This window comes from Hyphomicrobium sp. 2TAF46, from assembly GCF_052114865.1.
Lineage (GTDB): Bacteria > Pseudomonadota > Alphaproteobacteria > Rhizobiales > Hyphomicrobiaceae > Hyphomicrobium_B.
The window spans coordinates 85,699-107,865 of sequence record NZ_JBFRFO010000010.1 but is presented as its reverse complement, the minus strand read 5'-3'; the positions used below and the strand labels follow the sequence as shown (position 1 = coordinate 107,865).

General features: G+C 59.8%; 23 protein-coding genes and 1 tRNA gene. 14 read left to right on the top strand and 10 right to left on the bottom strand.

Annotated elements, in window-relative coordinates:
• From rnc to AB4Z24_RS19545, 5 genes are all read left to right on the top strand, one after another.
• Positions 1–708 (top strand): ribonuclease III, encoded by a 708-nt coding sequence (gene rnc / locus AB4Z24_RS19565; protein WP_441710851.1) that lies wholly within the window; start codon positions 1–3, stop codon positions 706–708.
• On the top strand, positions 701–1,639 hold the full coding sequence (era, locus tag AB4Z24_RS19560; protein ID WP_441710849.1) for a GTPase Era: 939 nt from the start codon (positions 701–703) through the stop codon (positions 1,637–1,639). Before rnc ends, era begins: the two co-directional genes overlap by 8 nt.
• A 20-nt stretch (positions 1,640–1,659) precedes the next feature.
• Positions 1,660–2,379, top strand: coding sequence for a DNA repair protein RecO (gene recO, locus AB4Z24_RS19555; protein WP_441710847.1), 720 nt, complete (start codon positions 1,660–1,662; stop codon positions 2,377–2,379).
• Positions 2,380–2,944: 565 nt separating this feature from the next.
• A complete protein-coding gene (locus AB4Z24_RS19550; RefSeq protein ID WP_441710845.1) occupies positions 2,945–3,955 on the top strand; it encodes a hypothetical protein in 1,011 nt (336 codons plus the stop codon).
• A gap of 215 nt (positions 3,956–4,170) precedes the next feature.
• The gene (locus AB4Z24_RS19545; protein WP_441710843.1) at positions 4,171–6,189 is read left to right on the top strand and encodes an acetyl-CoA carboxylase biotin carboxylase subunit; all 2,019 of its coding nucleotides are present in this window, start codon (positions 4,171–4,173) and stop codon (positions 6,187–6,189) included.
• 68 nt (positions 6,190–6,257) lie between these two features.
• On the opposite strand, the gene AB4Z24_RS19540 is transcribed toward AB4Z24_RS19545, so the two are convergent.
• On the bottom strand, positions 6,258–7,106 hold the full coding sequence (locus AB4Z24_RS19540) for a LysR family transcriptional regulator (protein ID WP_441710842.1): 849 nt from the start codon (positions 7,104–7,106) through the stop codon (positions 6,258–6,260).
• Positions 7,107–7,350: 244 nt separating this feature from the next.
• Here AB4Z24_RS19540 and AB4Z24_RS19535 point away from each other — a divergent pair, with 244 nt between their 5' ends.
• Positions 7,351–7,728 carry a hypothetical protein gene (locus AB4Z24_RS19535; protein WP_441710840.1) on the top strand — a complete coding sequence of 126 codons (378 nt, stop codon included), beginning with the start codon at positions 7,351–7,353 and terminating at the stop codon, positions 7,726–7,728.
• A 107-nt stretch (positions 7,729–7,835) separates the two neighbouring features.
• Here the strand turns inward: AB4Z24_RS19535 and lipB are convergent, their stop codons facing one another.
• Positions 7,836–8,540, bottom strand: coding sequence for a lipoyl(octanoyl) transferase LipB (lipB, locus tag AB4Z24_RS19530; RefSeq protein ID WP_441710838.1), 705 nt, complete (start codon positions 8,538–8,540; stop codon positions 7,836–7,838).
• A gap of 253 nt (positions 8,541–8,793) precedes the next feature.
• Here lipB and AB4Z24_RS19525 point away from each other — a divergent pair.
• A tRNA-Leu gene (locus tag AB4Z24_RS19525) sits at positions 8,794–8,880 on the top strand.
• 110 nt (positions 8,881–8,990) lie between these two features.
• Here the strand turns inward: AB4Z24_RS19525 and AB4Z24_RS19520 are convergent.
• Positions 8,991–10,532, bottom strand: coding sequence for a Do family serine endopeptidase (locus AB4Z24_RS19520; protein ID WP_441710836.1), 1,542 nt, complete (start codon positions 10,530–10,532; stop codon positions 8,991–8,993).
• Positions 10,533–10,823: 291 nt separating this feature from the next.
• Here AB4Z24_RS19520 and AB4Z24_RS19515 point away from each other — a divergent pair, with 291 nt between their 5' ends.
• Positions 10,824–11,396, top strand: a complete 573-nt coding sequence (locus AB4Z24_RS19515; RefSeq protein WP_441710834.1) for a DUF1269 domain-containing protein — start codon at positions 10,824–10,826, stop codon at positions 11,394–11,396.
• A 19-nt stretch (positions 11,397–11,415) separates the two neighbouring features.
• Here AB4Z24_RS19515 and AB4Z24_RS19510 read toward each other — a convergent pair whose 3' ends face one another.
• Positions 11,416–12,528 (bottom strand): polysaccharide deacetylase family protein, encoded by a 1,113-nt coding sequence (locus AB4Z24_RS19510; protein WP_441710833.1) that lies wholly within the window; start codon positions 12,526–12,528, stop codon positions 11,416–11,418.
• Between the two features lie 226 nt (positions 12,529–12,754).
• Between AB4Z24_RS19510 and AB4Z24_RS19505 the strand changes: the two genes are divergently transcribed.
• Complete coding sequence (locus tag AB4Z24_RS19505) at positions 12,755–13,195, top strand: GNAT family N-acetyltransferase (RefSeq protein ID WP_441710831.1); 441 nt, start codon at positions 12,755–12,757, stop codon at positions 13,193–13,195.
• A gap of 6 nt (positions 13,196–13,201) precedes the next feature.
• On the opposite strand, the gene AB4Z24_RS19500 is transcribed toward AB4Z24_RS19505, so the two are convergent.
• From AB4Z24_RS19500 to AB4Z24_RS19480, 5 genes are all read right to left on the bottom strand, one after another.
• Positions 13,202–14,221, bottom strand: a complete 1,020-nt coding sequence (locus tag AB4Z24_RS19500) for a DUF6232 family protein (RefSeq protein WP_441710829.1) — start codon at positions 14,219–14,221, stop codon at positions 13,202–13,204.
• Positions 14,222–14,301: 80 nt separating this feature from the next.
• The gene (locus tag AB4Z24_RS19495) at positions 14,302–15,639 is read right to left on the bottom strand and encodes a hypothetical protein (protein ID WP_441710827.1); all 1,338 of its coding nucleotides are present in this window, start codon (positions 15,637–15,639) and stop codon (positions 14,302–14,304) included.
• Positions 15,640–15,733: 94 nt separating this feature from the next.
• Entirely contained in the window at positions 15,734–16,441 is a 708-nt protein-coding gene (locus AB4Z24_RS19490) for a hypothetical protein (protein ID WP_441710825.1), read from the bottom strand.
• Positions 16,442–16,453: 12 nt separating this feature from the next.
• Positions 16,454–16,945: a methyltransferase family protein gene (locus AB4Z24_RS19485; protein ID WP_441710824.1), complete on the bottom strand. Its 492-nt coding sequence runs from the start codon at positions 16,943–16,945 to the stop codon at positions 16,454–16,456.
• Between the two features lie 60 nt (positions 16,946–17,005).
• Positions 17,006–17,563 (bottom strand): hypothetical protein, encoded by a 558-nt coding sequence (locus AB4Z24_RS19480; RefSeq protein ID WP_441710822.1) that lies wholly within the window; start codon positions 17,561–17,563, stop codon positions 17,006–17,008.
• A 233-nt stretch (positions 17,564–17,796) separates the two neighbouring features.
• On the opposite strand from AB4Z24_RS19480, the gene AB4Z24_RS19475 reads away from it, so the two are divergent.
• From AB4Z24_RS19475 to AB4Z24_RS19465, 3 genes are read left to right on the top strand one after another with little or no spacing between them, the layout of a single operon-like run.
• Complete coding sequence (locus tag AB4Z24_RS19475) at positions 17,797–18,153, top strand: hypothetical protein (protein WP_441710820.1); 357 nt, start codon at positions 17,797–17,799, stop codon at positions 18,151–18,153.
• Positions 18,154–18,203: 50 nt separating this feature from the next.
• The gene (locus AB4Z24_RS19470; RefSeq protein WP_441710819.1) at positions 18,204–18,641 is read left to right on the top strand and encodes a DUF1489 family protein; all 438 of its coding nucleotides are present in this window, start codon (positions 18,204–18,206) and stop codon (positions 18,639–18,641) included.
• 28 nt (positions 18,642–18,669) lie between these two features.
• Positions 18,670–19,776: a pyridoxal phosphate-dependent aminotransferase gene (locus tag AB4Z24_RS19465; RefSeq protein ID WP_441710817.1), complete on the top strand. Its 1,107-nt coding sequence runs from the start codon at positions 18,670–18,672 to the stop codon at positions 19,774–19,776.
• 16 nt (positions 19,777–19,792) lie between these two features.
• Here the strand turns inward: AB4Z24_RS19465 and AB4Z24_RS19460 are convergent, their stop codons facing one another.
• Positions 19,793–20,479: a TetR/AcrR family transcriptional regulator C-terminal domain-containing protein gene (locus AB4Z24_RS19460; RefSeq protein WP_441710815.1), complete on the bottom strand. Its 687-nt coding sequence runs from the start codon at positions 20,477–20,479 to the stop codon at positions 19,793–19,795.
• A 78-nt stretch (positions 20,480–20,557) separates the two neighbouring features.
• Between AB4Z24_RS19460 and AB4Z24_RS19455 the strand changes: the two genes are divergently transcribed.
• Entirely contained in the window at positions 20,558–21,739 is a 1,182-nt protein-coding gene (locus AB4Z24_RS19455) for an MFS transporter (RefSeq protein ID WP_441710813.1), read from the top strand.
• An 85-nt stretch (positions 21,740–21,824) separates the two neighbouring features.
• A complete protein-coding gene (locus AB4Z24_RS19450; RefSeq protein WP_441710812.1) occupies positions 21,825–22,133 on the top strand; it encodes a hypothetical protein in 309 nt (102 codons plus the stop codon).
• Positions 22,134–22,167: the final 34 nt, after the last annotated feature.

Below are 22,167 nucleotides of genomic sequence, written 5' to 3'. Positions count from 1 at the left end.
ATGCTGAGACCTCGCAAGTTTAAAGAACTCGAGACGAAACTCGGATACAAGTTTAAGGATCCCGCGCTCCTGGAGCGCGCGCTGACGCATGCGAGTGTTCGCGGCGGAAAGGTTGCGCGGTTCGACAACGAGCGGCTCGAATTCATCGGCGACCGGGTTCTTGGGCTCGCGATCGCCGAGGCGCTCAACGGGCAATATCCCGAGGCCAGCGAAGGGGAGCTTGCGCGGCGCTACAATCGCCTCGTTCGGGGGGAGGCCTGCGCCAAAGTCGCTCGCACTATCGGACTTGGGGCCCATCTTATTCTTTCGGAAAGCGAAGCCGATAGCGGCGGCCGCAACAAGACAACCATTCTGGCCGATGCCGCCGAGGCTCTTCTCGGCGCGGTGTTCATCGATGGCGGCTTTGAAAAAGCGCGCGGCGTCGTTCACAGGCTCTGGCAGGAACAAAGCGAACTCGTTCCTGAAGTCGCCGTCGACGCCAAATCGGCTTTGCAGGAGTGGGCGCAAGGGCAGGGCTTGCCACTGCCGCGATATACGGTCGTTGCGCGCAATGGGCCGGATCACGCGCCTCGCTTCACGGCCGAGGTCTTGATTACTGGAAAGGCGCCCGCGCAGGGCGAGGGGGCTTCGAAGCGCATTGCCGAGCAGGCGGCAGCATCGGCGCTTCTAACTCGAGAAGGCGTAGGAGCCCGGATAGGCGATGGTTGACGACAAAGGAATTTCCTCACCACCCGACGCTGCCGATCAGCGTTGCGGTTTCGTTGCGGTCATCGGGCCGACGAACGCCGGCAAGTCGACGCTCGTCAATGCGCTCGTCGGTGCCAAGGTCGCGATCGTCTCGCACAAGGTTCAAACGACGCGGGCGCCCATTCGCGGTATCGCGATCGAGGGCAACAGCCAGATCGTCTTCATCGATACGGCCGGCATCTTCAATCCGAAGCGCCGGTTGGATCGGGCGATGGTGGATGCGGCGTGGGGCGGGCTTGAAGACGCGGACGCGGTGCTGCTCGTCATCGACGCGGCGGCAGGTATCGACGACGATGTGCATGGCATCATCGAGCGGCTCAAATCGGCCCGGATGCCGAAGATCGCGATTTTGAATAAAATCGACCGCGTGGATGACAAGCCGCGGCTGCTGTCATTGGCAAAAATGGTCGATGAGATGCTTGTGCCCGATCGCATTTTCATGATCTCGGCGACCGAAGGGCAGGGCATCAAAGATTTGCGGACGTATCTCGCAAAGCTCGTGCCTAAGGGCCCATGGCACTATTCGGAAGACGACGTGACGGACGTGCCGATGCGGACGCAGGCGGCCGAGATGACGCGGGAAAGCGTCTATCGCTTCCTGCATCAGGAGCTGCCGTACACGACGACGGTCGAGACCACCGACTGGAAGACGCTGAAGGACGGCTCGGCGCGCGTCGAACAGACGATTTACGTCGAACGCGACAGCCAGAAAAAGATCGTGCTCGGCAAGGGCGGCGAAACGATCAAGAAAATATCGAGTACGGCCCGGCACGCGATCGAAGAGATGGCTGGCCACAGGGTGCATCTCTTCCTATTTGTCAAAGTGCGTGAGAACTGGGAAAGCGACCCCGAGCGTTACCGGGAAATGGGTCTACCCTTCCCTAAATCGTAAGGCGCCGGCTATTCAGCCATATGCAATGGTCCGATGAAGGCATCATTCTTTCGGTAAAGCCCCACGGCGAGACTGCGGCGATCGTCGATCTATGGACGAGAGCGCATGGCCGGCACATGGGGCTTGTGCATGGTGGGCGTTCGCGGCGCCTCAGGCCCATTCTGCAGCTCGGCAATCATGTCGATGCGGAATGGAAGGCGCGTCTCGCGGACCAGCTCGGTACCATGAGCCTCGAAATGCGGCGTGCATTCGCCGCCGAGACGCTCGACGATGCGCAGGCGCTCATGGCGCTTTCTTCGATCACGGCACTTACGCGGCTGCTGCCTGAACGCGATCCCCATCCCAATCTTTATGAAATTACGCTTTTCGTTCTCGGCTTTCTCAATGATTTGACGGTTTGGCCGGCGCTTCTCGTCCGGTGGGAGATGGCCCTGCTCGACGAGTTGGGATTCGGTCTCGACCTCAGCCAATGCGCCGCAACCGGCAGCAACGACCAGCTCATCTACGTTTCGCCGAAGTCGGGCCGAGCCGTCTCCGCCTCAGCCGGCGAGCCCTATCGCGATAAACTGTTGGCGCTGCCTCAGTTCCTGACGAAGCAGCGGTCGGGACCGGTGACGGTGCAGGACGTCAATCTCGGGTTCGTGCTGACGGGACATTTCATCGAGAAGCATCTTTTGCTTCCGCGCGGCCAATCACTTCCGCAATCTCGCGCCCGGCTGCTGGCGCAGCTCGCGGCCTGACGTTCAGTTCACCTGCTTTCTCGCATTTGCGCAGCGCGTTCGCGACGGAATTGGAGGCAGCGTCCGTTCCTTTAACATCTGCCTGTCGTGATTGCGGGATCACGCTTCGGCGATAACCGATTGTACTCCGGCCATGGAAGCTTTTCCCGCCGGTACTTTTCATTCGGCCGCGTGCGTCCGATATCGCACTCAGCCGATCTGCCCGTTCGGAAATTCCCCCTTCCGGACGGGCTTTATTGTGTCCGCTCCACATCCACGTTCGCCGTGTTGCGCTGGGAAGATTGAAGGCATTAGCGCGGACCGGACAGGCTTTCAGCAACCGTTCATTCTGAGGTGTAGATAACTCCATTGAAACTTACCCGTCGCGCACGCGGGAGCACGGCGGGGGGTTACGGGGGTCGCAGCGGGGAGCTGCGGCCCCCCGACGTTTCTCAGGTCTGTGACGGCGCAGCCACAATTCGCCTCGCGGCCTTTTGCGTGTTCAATTTTCGCGCGCCTCTTAAGGTCCAATTAAACATCGCGGCTTTACCTTTCGGGCATTGCTAGCCTGGGTGTGAGGCATTCGATGAGTGGGCTTCGGTCGCTGCCGATAGACGATATTTTGAAGCGCAGAACGATCGATCTGATCGATATTGTGCATTTTCGCCGTGTCTACTACGAGGACGGGATTCTCTCCTCCGATGAAGCCAATCTGCTCTTCACGTTGAATGACGCTTGCGTGGTGTATAATCCCGAGTGGCCTGAGTTCCTCGTCGAGGCCATCACCGACTATATCGTCTTTCAGGAAGCGCCCCGGGGCTACATCACGGCCGACAACTCGAATTGGCTGATTGATCGCGTTTCGAAAGACGGAAAGATCGATCGGAAGACCGAACTCGAGCTCATCGTCAATGTTCTCGATAAGGCGCGCTGGGCTCCCGTCAGCCTCGTCAAATTCGCGCTTGAGCAGGTGAAGCACGCGGTGATCGAAGGCGCCGGACCGCTGCGCAAGGGCAAAGCCCTACCGGCCGGTAGCATCAGCGAAGCAGAGGTCGATCTTATTCGGCGCATGCTCTATGCCTTCGCAGGCGACGGGGCCGTTGCCGTGACGCGGGCCGAGGCCGACGTTCTCTTCGATATCGACGAAGCGATTTCGGGCGGTGCGCCCAATCCGGCGTGGACCGATCTTTTCGTAAAGGCCATCGCCAACGTCATGATGGCGGCGTCGGGCTATGCGGTTCCCTCGCGCGAACAGGCATTGCGGCAGGAAGCGACGCTCGACAATCCGGGAGAGGAGACGTCGATGCTCGCTGCTCTTCTTTCGATGGTGCAAGCGAACTTGGCATCGGTACAGGACGCTTACCTCGATCAAACGGCCGAGGAGCGCGCGTTGGCCCGGCTCGAGCATCAGCGCATCGAGATCATCACGCACGAGGAAATTACCGAAGCTGACGCGACTTGGCTCGTCAGCCGCCTTGGCCGCAACGGCCGTATGAGCCCGAGCGAGAAGGCACTCGTCTCGTATTTGAATCGGGAAAGCCCCCGGATTCACCCTGTTCTTACCGAGGCGGTCTGCCGGCTTGGCGACGCTGCCTGACGCGTTAAGGGATTTCGGCCCGATTGACCCTCGATCGGGCCGGTAAAGACGGCCTCCGGCGATCTTCAGCTGTGCGGCAGCGGATCGCACAGTTCGCGGCGCCGGCCCATCTCGAGGCGTGTTTACGACGCCTTCCACAGGCTCTAGAACGGCGTCTTGCCTTGCGACAAGCTGAGGCACTTGAAAGTGCTTACGGGAAGGACCGGGACCGGCCGATGTTCAAGAAAATTCTGATTGCAAACCGCGGTGAGATTGCCTGCCGCGTAATAAAGTCGGCGCGCAAAATGGGCATCAAGACGGTTGCGGTCTATTCGGACGCTGACCGGGACGCCCTCCATGTTGAAATGGCGGATGAAGCCATTCACATCGGTCCTGCACCTGCGGCGCAGTCCTACCTCCTGATGGATAAGATTATCGAGGCCTGCAAGGCGACGGGCGCCGAGGCGGTTCATCCGGGCTATGGGTTTCTGTCGGAGCGCGAGGCGTTTCCGATTGCGCTGCAGAAGGCCGGCATCGTCTTCATCGGCCCCAACTCCAAAGCCATCGCCGCGATGGGCGACAAGATCGAAAGCAAGAAGGCGGCGGCTGCCGCCAAGGTTTCGACCGTTCCCGGCTACATGGGCGAGATCAAGGACGCGAAGCATGCGGTCCAGATCGCCAACGAGATCGGCTATCCGGTGATGATCAAGGCCTCCGCAGGTGGCGGCGGCAAGGGCATGCGCATCGCCTATGACGCGAAAGAGGCTGCGGAAGGTTTCGAGCTTGCCCGTTCGGAAGCCAAATCGTCCTTCGGGGACGATCGCTGCTTCGTCGAAAAGTTCATCGAGAATCCCCGCCACATCGAAATTCAGGTGCTCGGCGATAAGCACGGCAATGTGGTCTATCTCGGCGAGCGCGAATGCTCCATTCAGCGCCGGAACCAGAAGGTTCTCGAGGAAGCTCCGTCGCCGTTGCTCGACGAGAAGACCCGCAAGGCGATGGGCGAGCAGGCCGTCGCCCTGTCGAAGGCCGTCGGTTACGATAGCGCAGGCACCGTCGAGTTCGTCGCCGGCCAGGACCGCTCCTTCTATTTTCTTGAAATGAACACACGTCTCCAGGTCGAGCATCCGGTGACGGAACTTGTGACGGGCGTTGACCTCGTCGAGCAGATGATCCGCGTCGCGGCGGGCGAGAAACTGCCGTTCAAGCAGTCCGACATCAAGCTCAACGGGTGGGCAGTCGAGAGCCGGGTCTACGCTGAAGATCCGTTCCGGAACTTCCTGCCTTCGATCGGCCGCCTGGTCAAATACCGGCCGCCTGCAGAGGCGACCAAGGGAGGCGTCACGGTCCGGAACGACACCGGCGTCTTCGAAGGTGGCGAGATCTCGATGTACTACGATCCGATGATCGCCAAGCTCGTCACGCATGCACCCACGCGGGAAGCGGCGATCGACGCCCAATCGGATGCGCTCGACGCCTTTTACATCGACGGCATCCAGCATAACGTGCCCTTCGTCTCAGCGATGATGCAGCACCCGCGCTGGCGTTCCGGCAAGATTTCGACGGGTTTCATCAAAGAAGAGTATCCCGAAGGGTTCGCGCCTCGGGCTCCCGAGGGCAAGGATCTGATCACGCTCGCCGCAGTGGCGGGCACCATCGATCACCTCGGCAATTCGCGCCGCCGCGATATCACGGACCAGATGTCGGGGCATTCGATCCGCTTCGCCAAGCGCCGCGTTGTAAAAATCGGCTCGGCGACGGTTGAGCTCGAAGTCCTCGGCGCCATTCCCGGGCCTTATTATGTATCAATCCTCGGCGGCGATGGTCAGCCGACGAAGACCATGGAGATCACATCCGAGTGGTGGCCGGGCGAGCCGGTTTGGTTCGGTGAGGTCGATGGGACCGAGGTTGCGGTTCAGGTCCGCCCGATTTCCAACGGGATGACCCTTTCCTATCGCGGCATCCAGGCGCCGACCTACGTCTATACGCAGCGCGAGGCCGAACTTGCCGCGCTGATGCCGGTCAAGGTTGCGGCCGACATGTCGAAGTTCCTGCTGTGCCCGATGCCGGGATTGGTCAAGGCGGTGAACGTCGTCGAGGGCCAGGAAGTCAAGGCCGGGGACAATCTGGCAATCGTCGAGGCCATGAAGATGGAGAACATCTTGAAGGCCGAGCGCGACGGCAAGGTGAAGAAGGTTGCCGCGCAACCCGGCGACAGCCTCGCTGTCGATGCGGTGATTCTCGAGTTCGTTTGAGCGCGTTCACCTGAGCCAGGTCCGGCGTCAGGAATAGAAACAATCTGTGAAGTAGGGCGGCCGGACCATTAGCCGAGCTTGGCGGCCGCCCGCCTCAAACCTCGCAGAATAGGCTCATAGGCCTCTTCGTTCCGGGTTTCCGGATAGACCATATATACCGGATAAGTGAATTTTCGCGCCCGTTTGGGCTCTCTGACCCGGCCGCGCGCGATCAATTTGCGCACCATTCGCGCCGGAAAATATCCCGAGCATTCGTTTGCCAGCAGATAGTCCAGGCCCATCGGTCCGAGGTCGAGACTGATCGCGGGATTTGCGTGCTCGGGAAATGCCGCGGCGTGATCCTGCAAGAAATCCGTTCCCCAATCGACGAGCAGATAGTCGTTAACGCCTCGCCGCGCCGCCGCTCTCGACGACGAGACCAATACGAACTCCTCGTCGAACAAATGTTCGATCGTCAGGCCCGGAGGGGGCGACGGGCGGTACATGATTGCGAGATCGAGCGTTCCTTCAATGAGGCGTTGGCTCAACATGGCTGAGGCACCCGCGGTCGCGGAAACCGCGATGCCGGGGATCTGGACTCGCAATCCTGCGGCCCATTTCAACAGGAATCCGCCCCAAAGGCTCAATGGAGCGCCGACGGAAATGTGCTCAGGATGCTGATCGGCAAGCGAGACCTGTAGCTGCGCTTGTTGCCAAACGCGGACCATCGCGAGCGCATGCTTCTGAAAGAGTTCGCCGGCGCCCGTGAGCTCGGCGCCAGACTTGGAGCGCGTGAAGAGTGGCCGTCCGAGCAGATCTTCCAGGCCTTTGATGCGTGCGGAGACGGTTGATTGGGTAATGTTCAGCTTGCGTGCGGTATCGACGAAGCTTCCGGTCTCGGCGACGACGAGGAAGGTACGAGCGAGATTGACGTCCATCGCGTGGGATCCTCATCGGATGCGTGGAAAACTCATCTATCGAAATTTCCGATATCACCAAACGCCAAATTTCGTTTGTGCATTGTCTTGAATCTAATCAATGTCAATGCGACCTGACTCGAGTCGGGTCGACAGACGTGCGTCTGTCAACGATCCAAACGGAAGGACGATTTAAAATGGCTAAAGCTGCAAAGAAAGCCGCCAAGAAGGCTCCTGCCAAGAAGGCAGCTAAGAAGAAGAAGTAATGGATTTCTGCCGCGATCGCAGGAGCGGCCGTTTTGACCTTCTGGCTCTTACGGTTCGCATGATCGCAGTTCTTCTTATGACCTCGGCTGCTTCCGCAGCCACGATTGCCAACCGAGGTGATAATGAGGTCAAGCTCACCATCACCCAGGGCTCGTCCCATCAAGACGCGGTTCTGCCAGTAGATAAGGTGATTGGCGGGGTCTGTCAGAAGAGCTGCATCGTCCGCCTCAACGACAATGTGAACGACGAGTACGAACTCGATGGTTCGGAAAGCGTCTCGGTCGAAGGGGGATTTCTCTACTACGATTCTTCCGAAAAGGGGCTCGCGCCGCCCGCTGGCAGCGCCTCGAAAGAGGGAGAGGGGAAAATAAGGTAGAGAAAAGGTTGCGGCATCGCCTGTTTGGCGCTTGTGTCCCCCTCGGACGCAGGCGCCTTTTTCTTTTTGCGGCCTGAACGTTGACGTGCCGATCGTCCGTTTTCGGCCTAAATATCGAGGCCATCGCTCTCGATGAGCCTCGTCGGCCCGAAAATCTGTTGAAAACTTCTGCGCAGCGCCACGTCTACGTCGTAGAGCGTCACCGGCAAGCCGAGGCCGGCCAAGCTTGTCACGCCATGATCGCGGATGCCGCACGGGACGATTCCGTCGAACTGAGAAAGATCGGGGTCGACGTTCAGGGCTATGCCGTGGCTGGTCACCCATCGGCTGACGCGAAGACCGATCGCGGCGATCTTGTCCTCGACCGCTTCACCCTTTGACGGCCGTCTGATCCAGATGCCGACGCGGTCGTGCCGCGTTTCGCCAACGACATTGAATTCGGCGAGGGTTTCGATCAGCCACTTCTCGAGGAGGGTGATGAGGCCACGGATATCGCGGCCGCGGGTTTCGAGGTCGAGCATGATGTACACCACGCGCTGACCCGGACCGTGATAGGTGAACTGGCCGCCGCGGTTGGTGTGATAAACGGGGAGTGAGCGGGGGTTCAGAAGATCCTGCTCCTTCGCACCAGTGCCGGCCGTGTATAGCGGCGGATGCTCCAGCAGCCAGACCAGTTCCTTCGCCCGGCCTTCGCGAATTGCCATTGTCCGGCGCGCCATAACGGCGAGGGCGCGGTCGTATTCGACATAGCCATTGCTGACGATCCAATCGACGGCGGCAGAAGAGTTTGCAATCGATAATTTGGATGGCATCGGCGTTAATCTGACTGGTTCTCGAAGGGCGTCGAACCTCAAAATCGGCTGATTCAAGCGGGATTCCGGCGATCCGGAGCCCGGTAATAGCGATCACCTCAATATATAGAGTGAGTCCGGGCCAAAAGGTTCGATGGGCCCCTGGCAAACTGCCGCTTGCGTTTGTGAGAACGCTCTGTTACGTCGGCGTCTTCGCGGATTTGGGCAGCGCCAAACGCCCTTTCGCGATTTCCAGATCCTACGGGTCGGAACTGCGGTTGTGGCGGAATTGGTAGACGCACTACCTTGAGGTGGTAGCGCTGGAAACGGCGTGAAGGTTCGAGTCCTTTCAACCGCACCATTGTATTTTCAAGTGCTTACGTACTTGAGCAAGGCTCAGATTTTCGGAGCCGTCCGTCAGCTATTGACGGGCGGCTCCTTTTTTTCGCGATAATCTAGACGCCGCCGCTTTTAAGCAGTCGGGATCGCGACGTAGCGATCGCCGTTGGCGGTCTTCAGCTGCATCAGGACCGCGCGTTTACTCTGCTTCTTGGCCTCTCGCAGCGCCTTGGTTATGTCCTGCGGGCCCGAGACGGATTTGCCTCCGACCGACAGAATGATGTCGCCCTGCTGAATGCCCTTCTCGGCGGCGGTGCCATCGGGATCGACATTTACGACCACGGCGCCCTTAGACCCTGCACCCTGCACGCTATCGGCAGGTGCCAGCGTCATACCGAGCTTCGTATCGGTATCGGCAGGCTGCTCATGTTGGGCGGCCTTGTCGTCAGGATAGGTGCCGACCTTCAGATCGAAGGTTCGAGAGTGCCCGTCGCGAATGACTGCGACGCTGATCGCTTTGCCCGGCGACATGCCGGCGATCGTCCGGGCGAGATCGCGTCCGTCCTTGATCGGCTTCCCATCTACGGAAACGATTACGTCCTGCGCCTTCAGCCCTGCTGCAAGTGCGGGGCCGCCGACTTGCGGCTCGTCGACCAATGCGCCTTTGGCTTCCTTCAAGCCGAGGCTGTCAGCAATATCGGCAGTCACCGGCTGGATCGATACGCCGATCCAGCCGCGAACGACCTGACCTGACGCTTTGAGTTCGTCGGCGACGTATTTGGCGGTTTCGGCAGGAATGTCGAATGCAATACCGACCGAGCCGCCCGACGGAGAGAAGATCGCGGTGTTCACGCCAACGACTTCACCCAATTGATTGAACGTCGGACCGCCCGAATTGCCCTTGTTGATCGGAGCGTCGATCTGAATGAAATCATCGTAAGGTCCGGCTCCGATATCGCGTCCGTTGGCCGATACGATGCCGGCTGTGACGGTGCCACCGAGGCCGAACGGGTTGCCCATGGCCACGACCCAGTCGCCAATGCGCGGCTTCGACGACGCGAACCGCACGAACGGGAAGTCGGAAGATCCTTCGACCTTCAGGAGGGCGATGTCAGTTTTCGGATCGGTGCCTGCCACTTTGGCGGGATAGCGTTTTCCATCCTCCATTGCGACCTCAACGCTCTTGGCGTGGTCGACGACGTGATTGTTCGTAATCAAATAGCCGTCCGCGGAAATGAAAAAGCCCGAGCCCTGCGCCTGCATGAGGTGGTGGCGAGGCTTGGCGTTGCCATTGCCATTGTCCGATTGCGGACCGAATTGACGGAAGTTGAAAGGCTGGCCCTGGAACGGGTTGTCTCCGTCTTGTCCGTCCGATTGCCCATCCGACATGCTGGCGACATCTTCGATCTGGTCCGCTTTCACGAACACCGAGACGACGGCCGGTTTCACGCGATCAACGAGGTTGGCGAAGCCAGGCTCGCTCTGACTGTCCTGATGAGTCGCGCTCAGATCGGCGACCGGCGTTACCATCGGCTTGCCGGGGAGGTTGTTCGTGTTGGCAAAGACGGCGGTCGCGCCGAGCGTCGCTATGATGGCGGCGCAGGCTGCCAGGGTGCGTTTATGCGAAGCGATTGTGCCCACCGATTTGGGGCGGCTTGCCGTGGTGTCATCCATCATCATCGTTCCTGATCCATGAGGGTCGTGCGCGTGCTGCGCATCGCGGGGGTGCAGCGAATTTGCCTGCGCCAATCTTTCCGGAAGCCGTCCAACGCCTTAAAAATCAGAAAGCAATGCTGTGGCCGGCTCGTGCCGGCGGCGCTCAAATAGATCGGATCGCGGGGCCGATGCGATGATTAACGCGGGAACCGCCCGGCCGACATTCTCCAATTTGATCTATTTCCTTGGCGATGAAGTTGGATCGTTCGGCGCAAGATCGTCCCCGCTGTCAACGCTGGAGATACCGCCATGTCCGATCTCGTCGTCATCGTCTATCCGAACGAGGCGAAAGCCGAGGAAATGCGTACGAAGCTGCTCCAACTTCAAAACGAGTATCTGGTCGAGATCGGCGACGCCGTGATCGCGGTCAGACGGGAAGACGGCAGGGTGAAGCTCAATCAGCTGATGAATACGACCGCCGCGGGCGCCATATCCGGTGGCTTCTGGGGAACGCTCGTTGGCTTGATCTTTCTGATGCCGCTGCTTGGCGCGGCAGTCGGGCTCGCCTCCGGTGCCCTGGGCGGCGCGCTTTCCGACTATGGCATTAACGACGACTTCATGAAGAAACTCGCGTCCAAGCTGACGCCCGGAAGCGCCGCTCTCTTCGTCGAAATCAGGAAGATGACGGAAGACAAGCTCTTGGAGGCGATCAGGGGGACAGGCGGCGAGCTTTTACAAACTTCGCTCGATCATTCGAAGGAGCAAGCGCTGCGCGAGGCGATCTCGGCTCACGTGCCACCTATTGGAGAGAATTCGATAATACCTCCGCCACCAGCGGGAAGCGCTCCACCGGCCGGGGCCAATCCCAGTCGAGCGGCTTAAGCGTCAGGCTTGTCGCGGATCAATTGAAGAAGGACGGTGGCCAGACCAATTCTGGTTCCTTCGGCTTGCTGCCCTTTTTATTTTTTGCAGCCGCCGGAGCTTCGGAACTTTCGCCAGATAGGCCTTCAGTGATCGAGGGCTTGGTCGAAATCTTCTTGTAGCGGTTCGGCTTGTGTTTGGTTCCGGGCACCGTCACGGTGGCGACGTCCGTCTCCGCCGACGGCGACGGAGCCGGTGACATCGGCCAGACAATCGAGCGCGTTGCGATCGGATTTGCGGCTTTCTTCGCTGCTTTCGCGGCAAGAGCCTTCTGGGCGGCCTCGTCGTAGGAGGCGATCGTCTCGATATGGCCCTCAGGAACGAAGTGGACGATCTTGAAGCCGCGGTCGTGAAGTTCCTTCAGGAGATCGGGCAGCATCGCGGCAGTCCAGGCGTGGATGTCGTGCATCAGGATGATGCCCTTCTTCGCCGTTGCGAGCTGCGCGAGGATGCGTTGCTGAACGACTTTCGGACTGCGCGTCAGATAGTCCTTTGAATCGACGTCGATCCAGATGGCCGCGATATTCCGCCCCTTGAGATAATTCTCGGTCTGCTTCGTCGAGTTCAGATACGGGAAGCGGAAAAGCGGGGCGACCGGCGTGCCCTTGGCTTGCGACACAGTCGAGATCGCCGCTTCGATCTCCTGCTGAGATTTGGCCAGCGAGACGGCGCGGAGGTTTTTGTGCGACCACGTGTGCGTGCCGACCGTGTGACCGGCGGCCGCGACTTCACGCACCATCGCGACGTCGGCCAGTGCCATTTGGCCGACCATGAAGAAAGTGGCTTTGGTGCATTGGTCGGCGAGCGCCTTGAGAATGGGCTTCGTCACCGACCGCAACGGGCCATCGTCGAACGTCAGGACGACTTCGCCATCGTTCAGCAGCTGCTCGGCGCCGCGCATGTCGCCGCCGACATTGGGTCCGCCATCCGATTTTATTTCGACGACGCGCGACACGCCAAGGTGCGTGGTATCGCCAGCGCAGGCATCCACGTTAACGGATCCGCCGGCTTCGATCTCAGCGGAAAGCGGATTGTATGCCGCCAACGCCAACAATGACGCCAATGCCGCGATGTAAATGGAAGGCTGCCGCATCTCTTCGCTTCGTCCTTAGAGCCGAGCCGGACTTGTACGGGTGAGCATATGATTGTTCAAGGAACGGGCATTAGGGAGCGGCGATCGGCATTGCGCCTGTTACTGAATAGCCGCTATTGCGGGCGTGATTCCTCGTCGGCAGGCTGAAGGTGCGGCCAAGCGTGGCTGACATGACGCGCGCGGTGCCTCATAGAGACACTTGGAATTAGATGGGAAGGTGCAGCGGATGACGGTCAACGTCAGGCCAATTGTGGCAAGCGACGAGCAAGCTTGGTTGCGGCTTTTTCGGGATTACATCGCCTTCTACAAGGCGAGCGTGCCCGAAGATGTCATTGCTGAGACGTGGCGTCGCCTCCTCGGCCAAGAGGACAACATGATGGCGCTGATCGCTCGCGACGACGAGGGGCAAGCGCTTGGGATTGCGGCTCTCGTCTTCCATCGGTCGACGTGGTCGCTCACTTGGTACTGCTATCTTGAGGATCTCTTCGTTACCACCGAGGCGCGTGGGCAGGGCGTGGGCCGCGCGCTCATCGAAGCGACCTACGCCGAAGCCGACCGGCGCGGCGTGAACCGAACGTATTGGGCGACCCAAGATGACAACGCGACCGCGCGCAAGCTTTACGATCGCGTCGGTCAACTGACGGAGTTCGTTCAGTACCGGCGATGAGAGGCGTCAGACGAGGCCGTTGATGTGATCGAAAAGTTCGACGGCTTGCGGGTAGGCACCGAGAATCTGGGACATTTCGCCCGATAATTCCCGCAGCCGGACTTTCTGCGCCGAGGTCGGCGTTCCGGCCCGCATCAGCAACTCGAGTTCGGACAGTCGCTGTTCCAAGTGCTGCGTACCCGTCTGGCGCGCGTAGAAGCGGTGCATTTCGACGATTGCCGGAAGGACGCCCGTGTAATCGACGAAGGAATCCGACGCTGCGACGGGGGGGGCCGCTCCATTCATTGCGGATATAAGCGCCGGCTGAGTTCGTTGGGGCTGCGGCTGCTGGTGTGCCTGAGGCTGTGATTGACGAGGCGCGGGGCCGGAATGCTCCGGCTGCGCTGGCGCCGGACGCGGTCTTTGGGCGGCGGCCGGGGGCATTCGATCCTGCGCACCGCCGCTACTTCCAGGTTGCGCCGAGTGTCCGCCTGTCGTGGCGTGCGGTTGGCTCGGCGCATGGTGGCCGCCGCCGTGCGAGGGGCCAAGATTTTCAATCTGACCGCGCTCGAAGTTGACGTTGAACGTCATCGACTCGTCGTTGCGGTTGATTTTCTCGGTGAGAATGCTGCGGACCTCTTCGAGAATGGACCGGTCGGGCGCGGTAAATCGCGAGATGATCCCGTCGTTCGATGAGATCAGCAGATAGTGCGTTTTGTCATCGGGGCGAACTGCCAGTCCGGCGAACGCGAGCCCGATGAATCCGAGGAATACGGTTGCGCCTGTCGGCACCAGCGGCCCCCATGAGAAGTCCGACCGCATCGAGCCCAACGCCATAACAAGGAACAACGCGGCAATCAGCCAGAAGAGCCCCTTCGGCCTTGCCACGACGTGCGTTCCGACGCTGACCGTTGAAATGTTGGAGATCGCAATGGTGCGCGCCGGTGTCGACAGTACACGCCTGTCGATACGCAGCTGCGCGAACGTTCTCGTCGCCGCAGCGCTCTCTCTGATTTTCCCCGAAAATACCATCGCATGCCTGATCATGGGACTATGTAATAGTCCGAGCCGAACATAATCGATGCGGCACTTAAACTGAAGCCTCGGCGGCCGGTTACACAGGGTTTTCAGCTTGCCGGTACGTCGAGCTTGCGCGTCAAATGCTCGAATTCCCTGCGCAACTCATCGCTTTTGAAGATTTGATCGAAACTCGGGGCTTCGAGTTTTTGAATCGCTTCGAACGATGTCGAGCTCTCGCGAATCAAATTTCGCAGCTGAACGCTGGCTTCGACCGTCTCGTAGGTGTTGTCGGCAATCTTCAGATCGTGGGTCGCCTTCATCCGTGCGCCGGCGATTTGCTCGCGCTGTTGCTGCAGATAACGCCGGTAGGCTTTTGCCGCCTCGTCGGCCACCTGCTGGCTCGCGCGATTGGATTCAAGAGCGCGCTGCTGGTCGGGGCGGTTTTCGGCTTTCATCAAATCCCCCGTTCGCGTCCGCGCCGCGGCTATGTCGGCGATAATGGCGTCGAGCTTCGGAAGGTACTGCGTGTCGATTTTGGTGATCGTCGCGTCCTGCGCTTGAACCAGCATCGCGAACAGCGCGGCATGCATGGCGAAATAGCGCCGGGCCGCTTCCATGTTATCGCCGGTCGTCCCGATCAGTTTTGCCAACTGACCGTCGATCATTTTCGCGGCGTTGAAAACGGCGACGAGCCGAATGAGATCGCCGGAGAGAACGCTGTCGAGCAACAGATCGACTTGCTCCGGGGCGAGGTCGAGGCCGGAATTTTTCAACGCCGAAGCGATCTCGGCTTTCTGATTTTTGATTTCGGCGCGGTTGGCTTCGATCCTCTTCTTGTTCTCTGTGATCTGGTCCTCGATCGAGGCGACGGTGTCATTCAGGATACCGGGCAGAGTCGCGTCTTTCGGCGCAACGAGCTGCTTCTCCTTCAGCTTGACGTTGGCGTCCTCAAGCTCGCGGATGTTATGGCGAAGCACCTCGATCTGCTTTTGCACTTCAACGACGGGTGCATTGGTGACGATCGCAAGCGCGGAGTCCAAAAGATCGCGGACCTTGGCGTTGCGGTCTTCGCGCGTCTCTTTCCAGAAGGGGGGAATGACGTAATCGTCGCGACTTGGAAGCTTGTTTGCGCCAGCTCGCGTCGATGCCGCGTCCCTCAGAACAGCATCGATAGCGGTCATCAGCGCCTTGGCACGCTCGTACTGCGGATCGCCATCGCGCGGATCGGCAATATCGGCCGGGGGCTGGTCGTCGGGCTTTGATGGCTTTTTTGTCGGATCGAGCGCCGTTGCAGCGGGGTCGGCGGCCGTCTTGCCTTCGACCTTCTTCAGCCAATCGCCGATCGCGTCGCGTTTGGCAGTCTGAGCATTTGCGCCGCCCGCCAACGCCATAACGAGAATAATCGCGAGATATCGCGCCCTTGTAGGTCCCTGCTTTGCCGACATCGACGCCTCCACGCCCGCAATGGCGCGAAAATTCCGGCAAATCAATGGTGCCGACCGGTCAAGGTAGATGCAATCTAAACGAATACTGAAGATCCTAGCGCGCCGCCGCGGCGCGGATCAGGCGTTGGAAATCCTCATCTAGCTCGCGGACGTCGTCCAGCAGCAGCATCTCGCGGAAGGGCGGGGCGGTCTTGTTTGCAGGTTCGGCAGGTTTGCTGCGCTTGGCTCCCGCCGGTCCGAAGTTTGCGTAGAGACGAAGTTTTTTGGGCCCTGCATGTAAGGCCGCGAAGGGGTTCGGCGCGGACATCATGACGAAGATCGCGGTGGCTGCGAATTCAGTTCCAGGAACGGCGCGGCCGATTTCACGGAGCACATGCTCGGCGAGCGGCCGCAAGCCCTTGGCTTCGCTCAGGAGATGTTGAATTGGGTCGCCGCTGATGGCCGCAGCCGGCGCCGTTGCTGGAGCAGGGGAGGGAGGCGGCTGTGGTCTCCATTCGCGGAAAGGCCGCGCCCGTGCCGGTGGCTCGTCGCTCGGCTCTCTCGGGGATGGCCGGCGGTTCGGTGCGGTCGCGCGGTCGGCGTCGTTCGCATAGATGAGCCGGCCGTCGTTGTGATGAATGCGCTCAAGCCACGAGGCCCATGCAAACTGGAAGCCTTGGTGTCGCAGCCAGTCGATGATGTCGTTGCGTTGGCTGAGGCCGGTTTCGGCAATCGCGGCCATCCAGCCCGCGAGGTCGCGGCCGGTGTCCTCGGCAAGCCCGGCTATAAACTCACGTTCCTTTTCGGCGAGGTCGCTGCTCATGGCGGTGAAATATCAAATCCAGCGCCGGGTGCGGGACTTATAGTCTGCATACGCGTCGCCGAAAATCGCTTCCAGGTGGCGTTCCTCTGGGATGATCTGCAATGCCGTCACCAGGACGGCGAATATTGCCGCCGCCGCGACGAACCAGATCGATTTGGTAATTTCGGCTCCATAAAGGAGTAGCAGAACTTCGCCAAGGTAAATCGGGTTGCGAAACCTCACATAAGGTCCTGTCGTGACGAGCACGCTCGGGGTTTTGTTCGGCAGGACTGTCGTTCGACGTGCGAGCAGGCTTTTGAAGCCGAAGACGATCAGCAGAAGCCCGAGTACGCCGAAGCTCAGGCCCAGCCAGTGCGCGGCAGCGTCGTCTAACCCGGGCCACGGCAGCGGCGCCAACACTGTCAGCATCCATGCAAGCGCGATGGCGCCGGCAAACAGCAACGGCGGCCAAGGCACAACAGTTGCGGGGTCGATGGACGGTGGGATGGCGTTGGGATCGGTCATTCGGCCAGCTTATCGCCAAATGTCGTCCCGGTCAGCAACCGGCGGGGGTCGTCTCGTCCCTCAGGGCACGGGTTTAGTCGTCGCGGGAGCTGGAGGAGAAGCTGCTGCAGGCGTCTTCTTCTTTTTCGGCGCCGGAACGGTTGGCGCCGGAGTTTCATGCGGGTCTGTTTCGTTGAGTTCCTTTTGGAGGTCGTAGCTTTTGCAGCCCATTGCGACGAGCCGTTGGTTGGAGGCTTGCAGCGCCTGGATATCCGCGTCGTGCTGACCTTGCGGGTTGACGCCGTGCGACTGATTGCCAAACGTTGCCGCCATGCCTGACTGTATGCTGCGGGAAAAGTTCGATACCTGCTTCTGGTTGTCAAAGCCGCGGAGTTGCAGAATGCGCACTTGCATCCGTCCGGAAATCTGCTTGCAATTGAGCTTGTCGTCCGGTGTTTCCGGTTTCGGCTTCTTTGCGTAAGCGGCAGACGGCAGAGCGGTCGCCAGACAGAGCAGGATGAATAGAACGGTTGATCGCATGGCCACTCGCCCTGTCTCTTTTTTTGGTCGCATTTTCTTCACGTGAACCGGTATCCACTTCGCTTGAAAATGCTCTAATGGGTTAGCTTCGCAGCCCATAACATATCCGCGGCAGTCTGAAGGCAAACCGCGGGTACGGACCGATTGGCCGCGCTGGCGTGGACGGCAGTGTCGCGTCATGCTGGTACGATTTGCGGCGGATCTGAACGACGGTCGGAGAAACTTCTTTGCGAGATGGGAATTTGCAAATGCCGAACTGCCGGATTTGGACTCTGATCGCGACTCTTTCGGGGGTGCTTTCGCTGAGCGCTCCGGCCTTTGCTCAGGAGAGCATGCCAACGCATGTCGTCTGCGATTTCGACAAAGGTTACGCTTGGACCTACGAAGCGGGCAAGTACCAGGCCTCTCCGCCCTCGGACCTGGCGTTTGAGATTGGCAGCATCGATCTCGACCATCAGTCGGCGTCACTTATCCTCGGCGGGCGAACAGCCGCCACTCTCAAAATCGTGCGGGCGATCAACGCCAATCATTTCCTCGAGGTCGTCAATGAGGGTTTTCTCAATCTGACGACCATCTACGACCGCGACCCGGCCACTGGAAGGTTTCCGGCGGTGCATTCGCGGCACTTCGGCCTTTTTGGCCAGCCGGTTTTCGCCCAATATGCTGGAAGCTGTGTCGCCAAACCCTGATTGAACGTGAACAGTTGCCGTTCCGCCGGTGCTGATGCAAAACGCTGCCCATGACATTGCACCTCGTCAAGCTCTGCGTCGGCGTCAACACGGTCGAGGAACTCGCGGCCTGGCAGACCAAGCATCGTCCGTATAAGACCCATGATGGCAAACGCGGCCTTTATCATCGGACATTTCAGTCGCCGAAACGACAGACCGAACTGCTCGATGGCGGCTCACTCTATTGGGTCATCAAGGGCTTCATTCTCGTACGTCAACAGCTCATCGGCTTTGAAGATGGCACCAAGGACGATGGCACGCCGTGCTGTCTTATCCTTTTCGCGCCGCCGCTCATCGCCGTGCGTCCGACACCTAGGCGGCCTTTCCAAGGCTGGCGATATCTCAATGCAGACGACGCGCCGCCCGATCTCGGAAAGGGCAAAAGCGATCAACTTGCGTCCATGCCGGCGGATATGCGTAAGAAGCTCGCCGACTTGGGCCTTATCTGAATATTGAACCCTCAATCCAGAGCAATCCATGTCTCGTCCTCCCTTCACGCCGACGGTTGCAGCCCTACCGAAGCTCGTGCCTTTCGTGGGGCCGGAAGCCTTGGAGCGTGCACGGGGCCGGCCCTTTCGTGCGCGGCTTGGAGCTAACGAAAGCGTCTTCGGAGCTTCGCCGCTTGCCGTCGCAGTCATGCGCGATGCTGCGGCCGAGAATTGGAAATACGCCGATCCGGAAAGTTATGAGCTGCGTTCGGCGATTGCCGCCTACCATGGCGTGCCGATCGAGTGCGTCGTCGTCGGGGAGGGGATCGACGGGCTTCTTGGTCTCACCTGCTCGTTGTTTCTGACGCCGGGAACGCACGTCGTCACGACGGACGGCGCGTATCCGACTTTCAATTTCCACGTTATGGCACACGGCGGGAAGGTGCATGCCGTCCCCATGCGTGCGTTCCGCGAAGACGTTCCGCGCCTCATAGACACGGCGAAAACCATCGGTGCGTCGGTGGTCTACGTATCCAATCCCAACAGCCCGATGGGAACGTGGTGGGGGGCCAGCGATATCGCGGCGCTGATCGCGGCACTTCCGCCCGAGACGCTGCTCATTCTCGATGAAGCGTATTGCGATACGGCGCCGGAAGCGACGTCGCCGACGATCGACGTTTCGAATGCGCAAGTGATCCGCTACCGGACATTCTCGAAAGCCTACGGACTGGCGGGTGCTCGGATTGGATACGCCATCGGCGAGCGAAGCACGATCGAAGCCTTCGACAAGGTTCGCAATCATTATGGCATCAATCGCGTCGGGCAGCTGGGCGCGCGTCAGGCGCTTCACGATCAGGATTACTTGAAGCAAGCCGTCGCGCAGATTTCGGCATCGCGAAGCCGAATTGCCAAAATTGCCGAGAAGAACGGCCTTTCATCGCTGCCGTCGGCTGCGAGCTTCGTCGCCATCGACTGCGGCGCCGATGGCCCGTTCGCGGCGCGCGTGTTGGCTGGCCTTTTGGAGAGGGACGTCTTCGTCAGAAAGCCGGTGGCGAAGGGGTTGGAGCATTTCATCCGCGTTTCGTGCGGGCGCGACGAGGATCTCGATATTTTCGCCTCTGCGCTGTCGGATGTGCTCGCCTCAGTAAATGCCTGAGGTTATCGCCTGAACATCAGTGGCTTTTCGTCCGCCGCACTCGCGGTTTCTGCTTCCGCGAGCTCTGTTTGGCGACCTGGGATTCGATGCCCGATATAAGGATATCAATTGCGGCGTCGAAAACTTCGTCCTCGCTGAGGCGCGTAAATGCCGGCAGCAGCTTTTTCGTGAGCGGCAGATCGCTCTGGCCTTCAACTTCGCTTAACGCTTCGGCGCTGGGTTTGTTGAGCAGGCCGCCAATCTCTCCTGCGCATACGCCAAGTATGGCTGCATAAGTCGCGAATCCGACAGCAGGGATATCGGTCTCGCGCAGGCCTGCGTCAAAATGGGCTCGATACCATTCTTCGCATATTTGCATTTCGCCCGGACCGGTACTCCAGAAACGGAGCAACAATGGGAAGGCGTTGGGGTATCGTTTCGCGATTTGCCGATATGACCTCGCCATTGCGGTCAGGCGCGTTTGCCATGTCGAATGCGGCTTCGGGGCGGCCACCTCACTTTGTAACCGGTCCGCGATTGCGCGTTTCAAGCCCTCCTTGGAGCCGAAGTGATAGCTCAATGTCGCAACGTCGCAGCCAATTGCCCGCGCGGCGCAGCGAAGACCGAATCCCTCTAAGCCGCCGCGTTCCACCTCCAATAACGAGGCGTGAACGAGTTCGGCTTCGACAAGTCCTCTTTGGCCACGGGTGTGTTTCGCTTTCATCAGTGTTGGAATTTGCTCTTGCGGGCGGCCAAGTCAAGCTTTATTCCAACGGTGTTGAAATGAGGGAGCGTCCAAGTAATGTCGTCGACGATCGATCAGCTCGGGTCTCGCCAAAGGCTGTTGAGCCTTGCCGCCGTGTGCTCGACGTCGTTTGGCACCGGTATTTCTTTTGGCTTGGGCTTTCCGCTTGTCTCAGTGACTTTCGAGAACTGGGGCCAACCGAGCTGGATGATTGGCCTGGCGGGCGCGGCCCCGCCATTCGCCATTCTCCTTGCGCTTCCGATTGCGCCTCTCATCATTGCAAGACTGGGATCGGTTGCGGCGATCGTGCTTGGATCTCTGATCGGCGGGCTGGGATTTCTGGCACTCGGTGTTTTCCAGTCGCCCTGGGCCTGGATTGCGATCCGGGTTCTGATGAGTGCTGGCTTCGCTTTTCCGTGGCTTGCAGGGGAAACTTGGATCAATGCCATCGCGCGTGAGGAGACGCGCGGAAGGATCATTGCACTCTATGCCATGGTCTTCTTCACCGGTTACGCGGTGGGGCCGATCTTGCTCCAGATGCTCGGACTCATTTGGCCTTGGCCGTTCATCGTCGCCGCTGCTGTGACAGTGCTCTCCGCATTACCGATTTTGCTCGGACGGCGGCTCGCCCCGCCGTTGGCCCACGACGATCGTTCGAGTAACGTCGCGTCGGCCATGCGCAGGTCTCCGGTGGCTATGGTTGCCGCTTTTATTGGCGGCTTTTCCGAGATCACCATTCTTTCGTTGATCCCCAACGTGGCGCTCTCCGCGGGGTGGTCTGAGAAGCTGGCCCTTACCATGTTGACCGTCACGACCGTGGGCGGGATCGTGCTTCAGTACCCCATCGGCTGGCTGTCAGATCTCATCTCCCGATTTGCTATGATGCTTGCCGCCGTGATTTTTTTCATCGGCCTCGCTCTTGTGCTGCCGTTTGCGCTCGTCGATCCGTTCTCCGGATTGGTGACGGCGTTTCTCATCGGCGGCGTCATTTTGGCGTTCTACGCGCTGGGACTCGCGATCATCGGGGAGCGTCTGACGGGTAGCGAACTCACGGCCGCGAATGCCGGGTTCATCATCATGTATCAGCTCGGCGGGCTCATCGGTCCGCTCTTTGCCGGGATCGCGATGACGGATGACGCCATTCGGGGTTTTATTGCGATCGTCATCGTCACGATGGTCATATCCGGAGCCGCCTTGCTCTTCTTCGACCGCATCGAGCGCGGCCGCGCCGGGGCGTGACAATGATCATGGTTAACGGTTTATTCGGGTCTCTACGCTAGCCTGGCGCAAGGTTCAGCGTTGCGGATTTATTCCGAGATCGACCATGATCGTGCGGTCCATCCTGTCGTTCTTCTCGGTGCTCGCATTTGGTGCGATGACGGCCGCAGCGTTTTTCGCGCTGCTACCCTGGTTCTCCGGTCATGTTCCCGCAAGCGTGCGCTCGGTAACCGACGGCTTGGAGTTCAACTCACTGATCATCGGACTGGTGCTCGGGTTGACGCTCGGGGCGGTTGGCCGCTGCAACTGGTCCGACATTCCGCGCCGCATCGTGACGTGGTTTCTCGTCCGCGAGCAGAAGTTCTTCTATTACGCGCTGATCGCCGTTTGCGGCGGAGTGCTGTTTTTCTATTGATCGCCCAAAAGAAAAAGGCGGCCCTTTCGAGCCG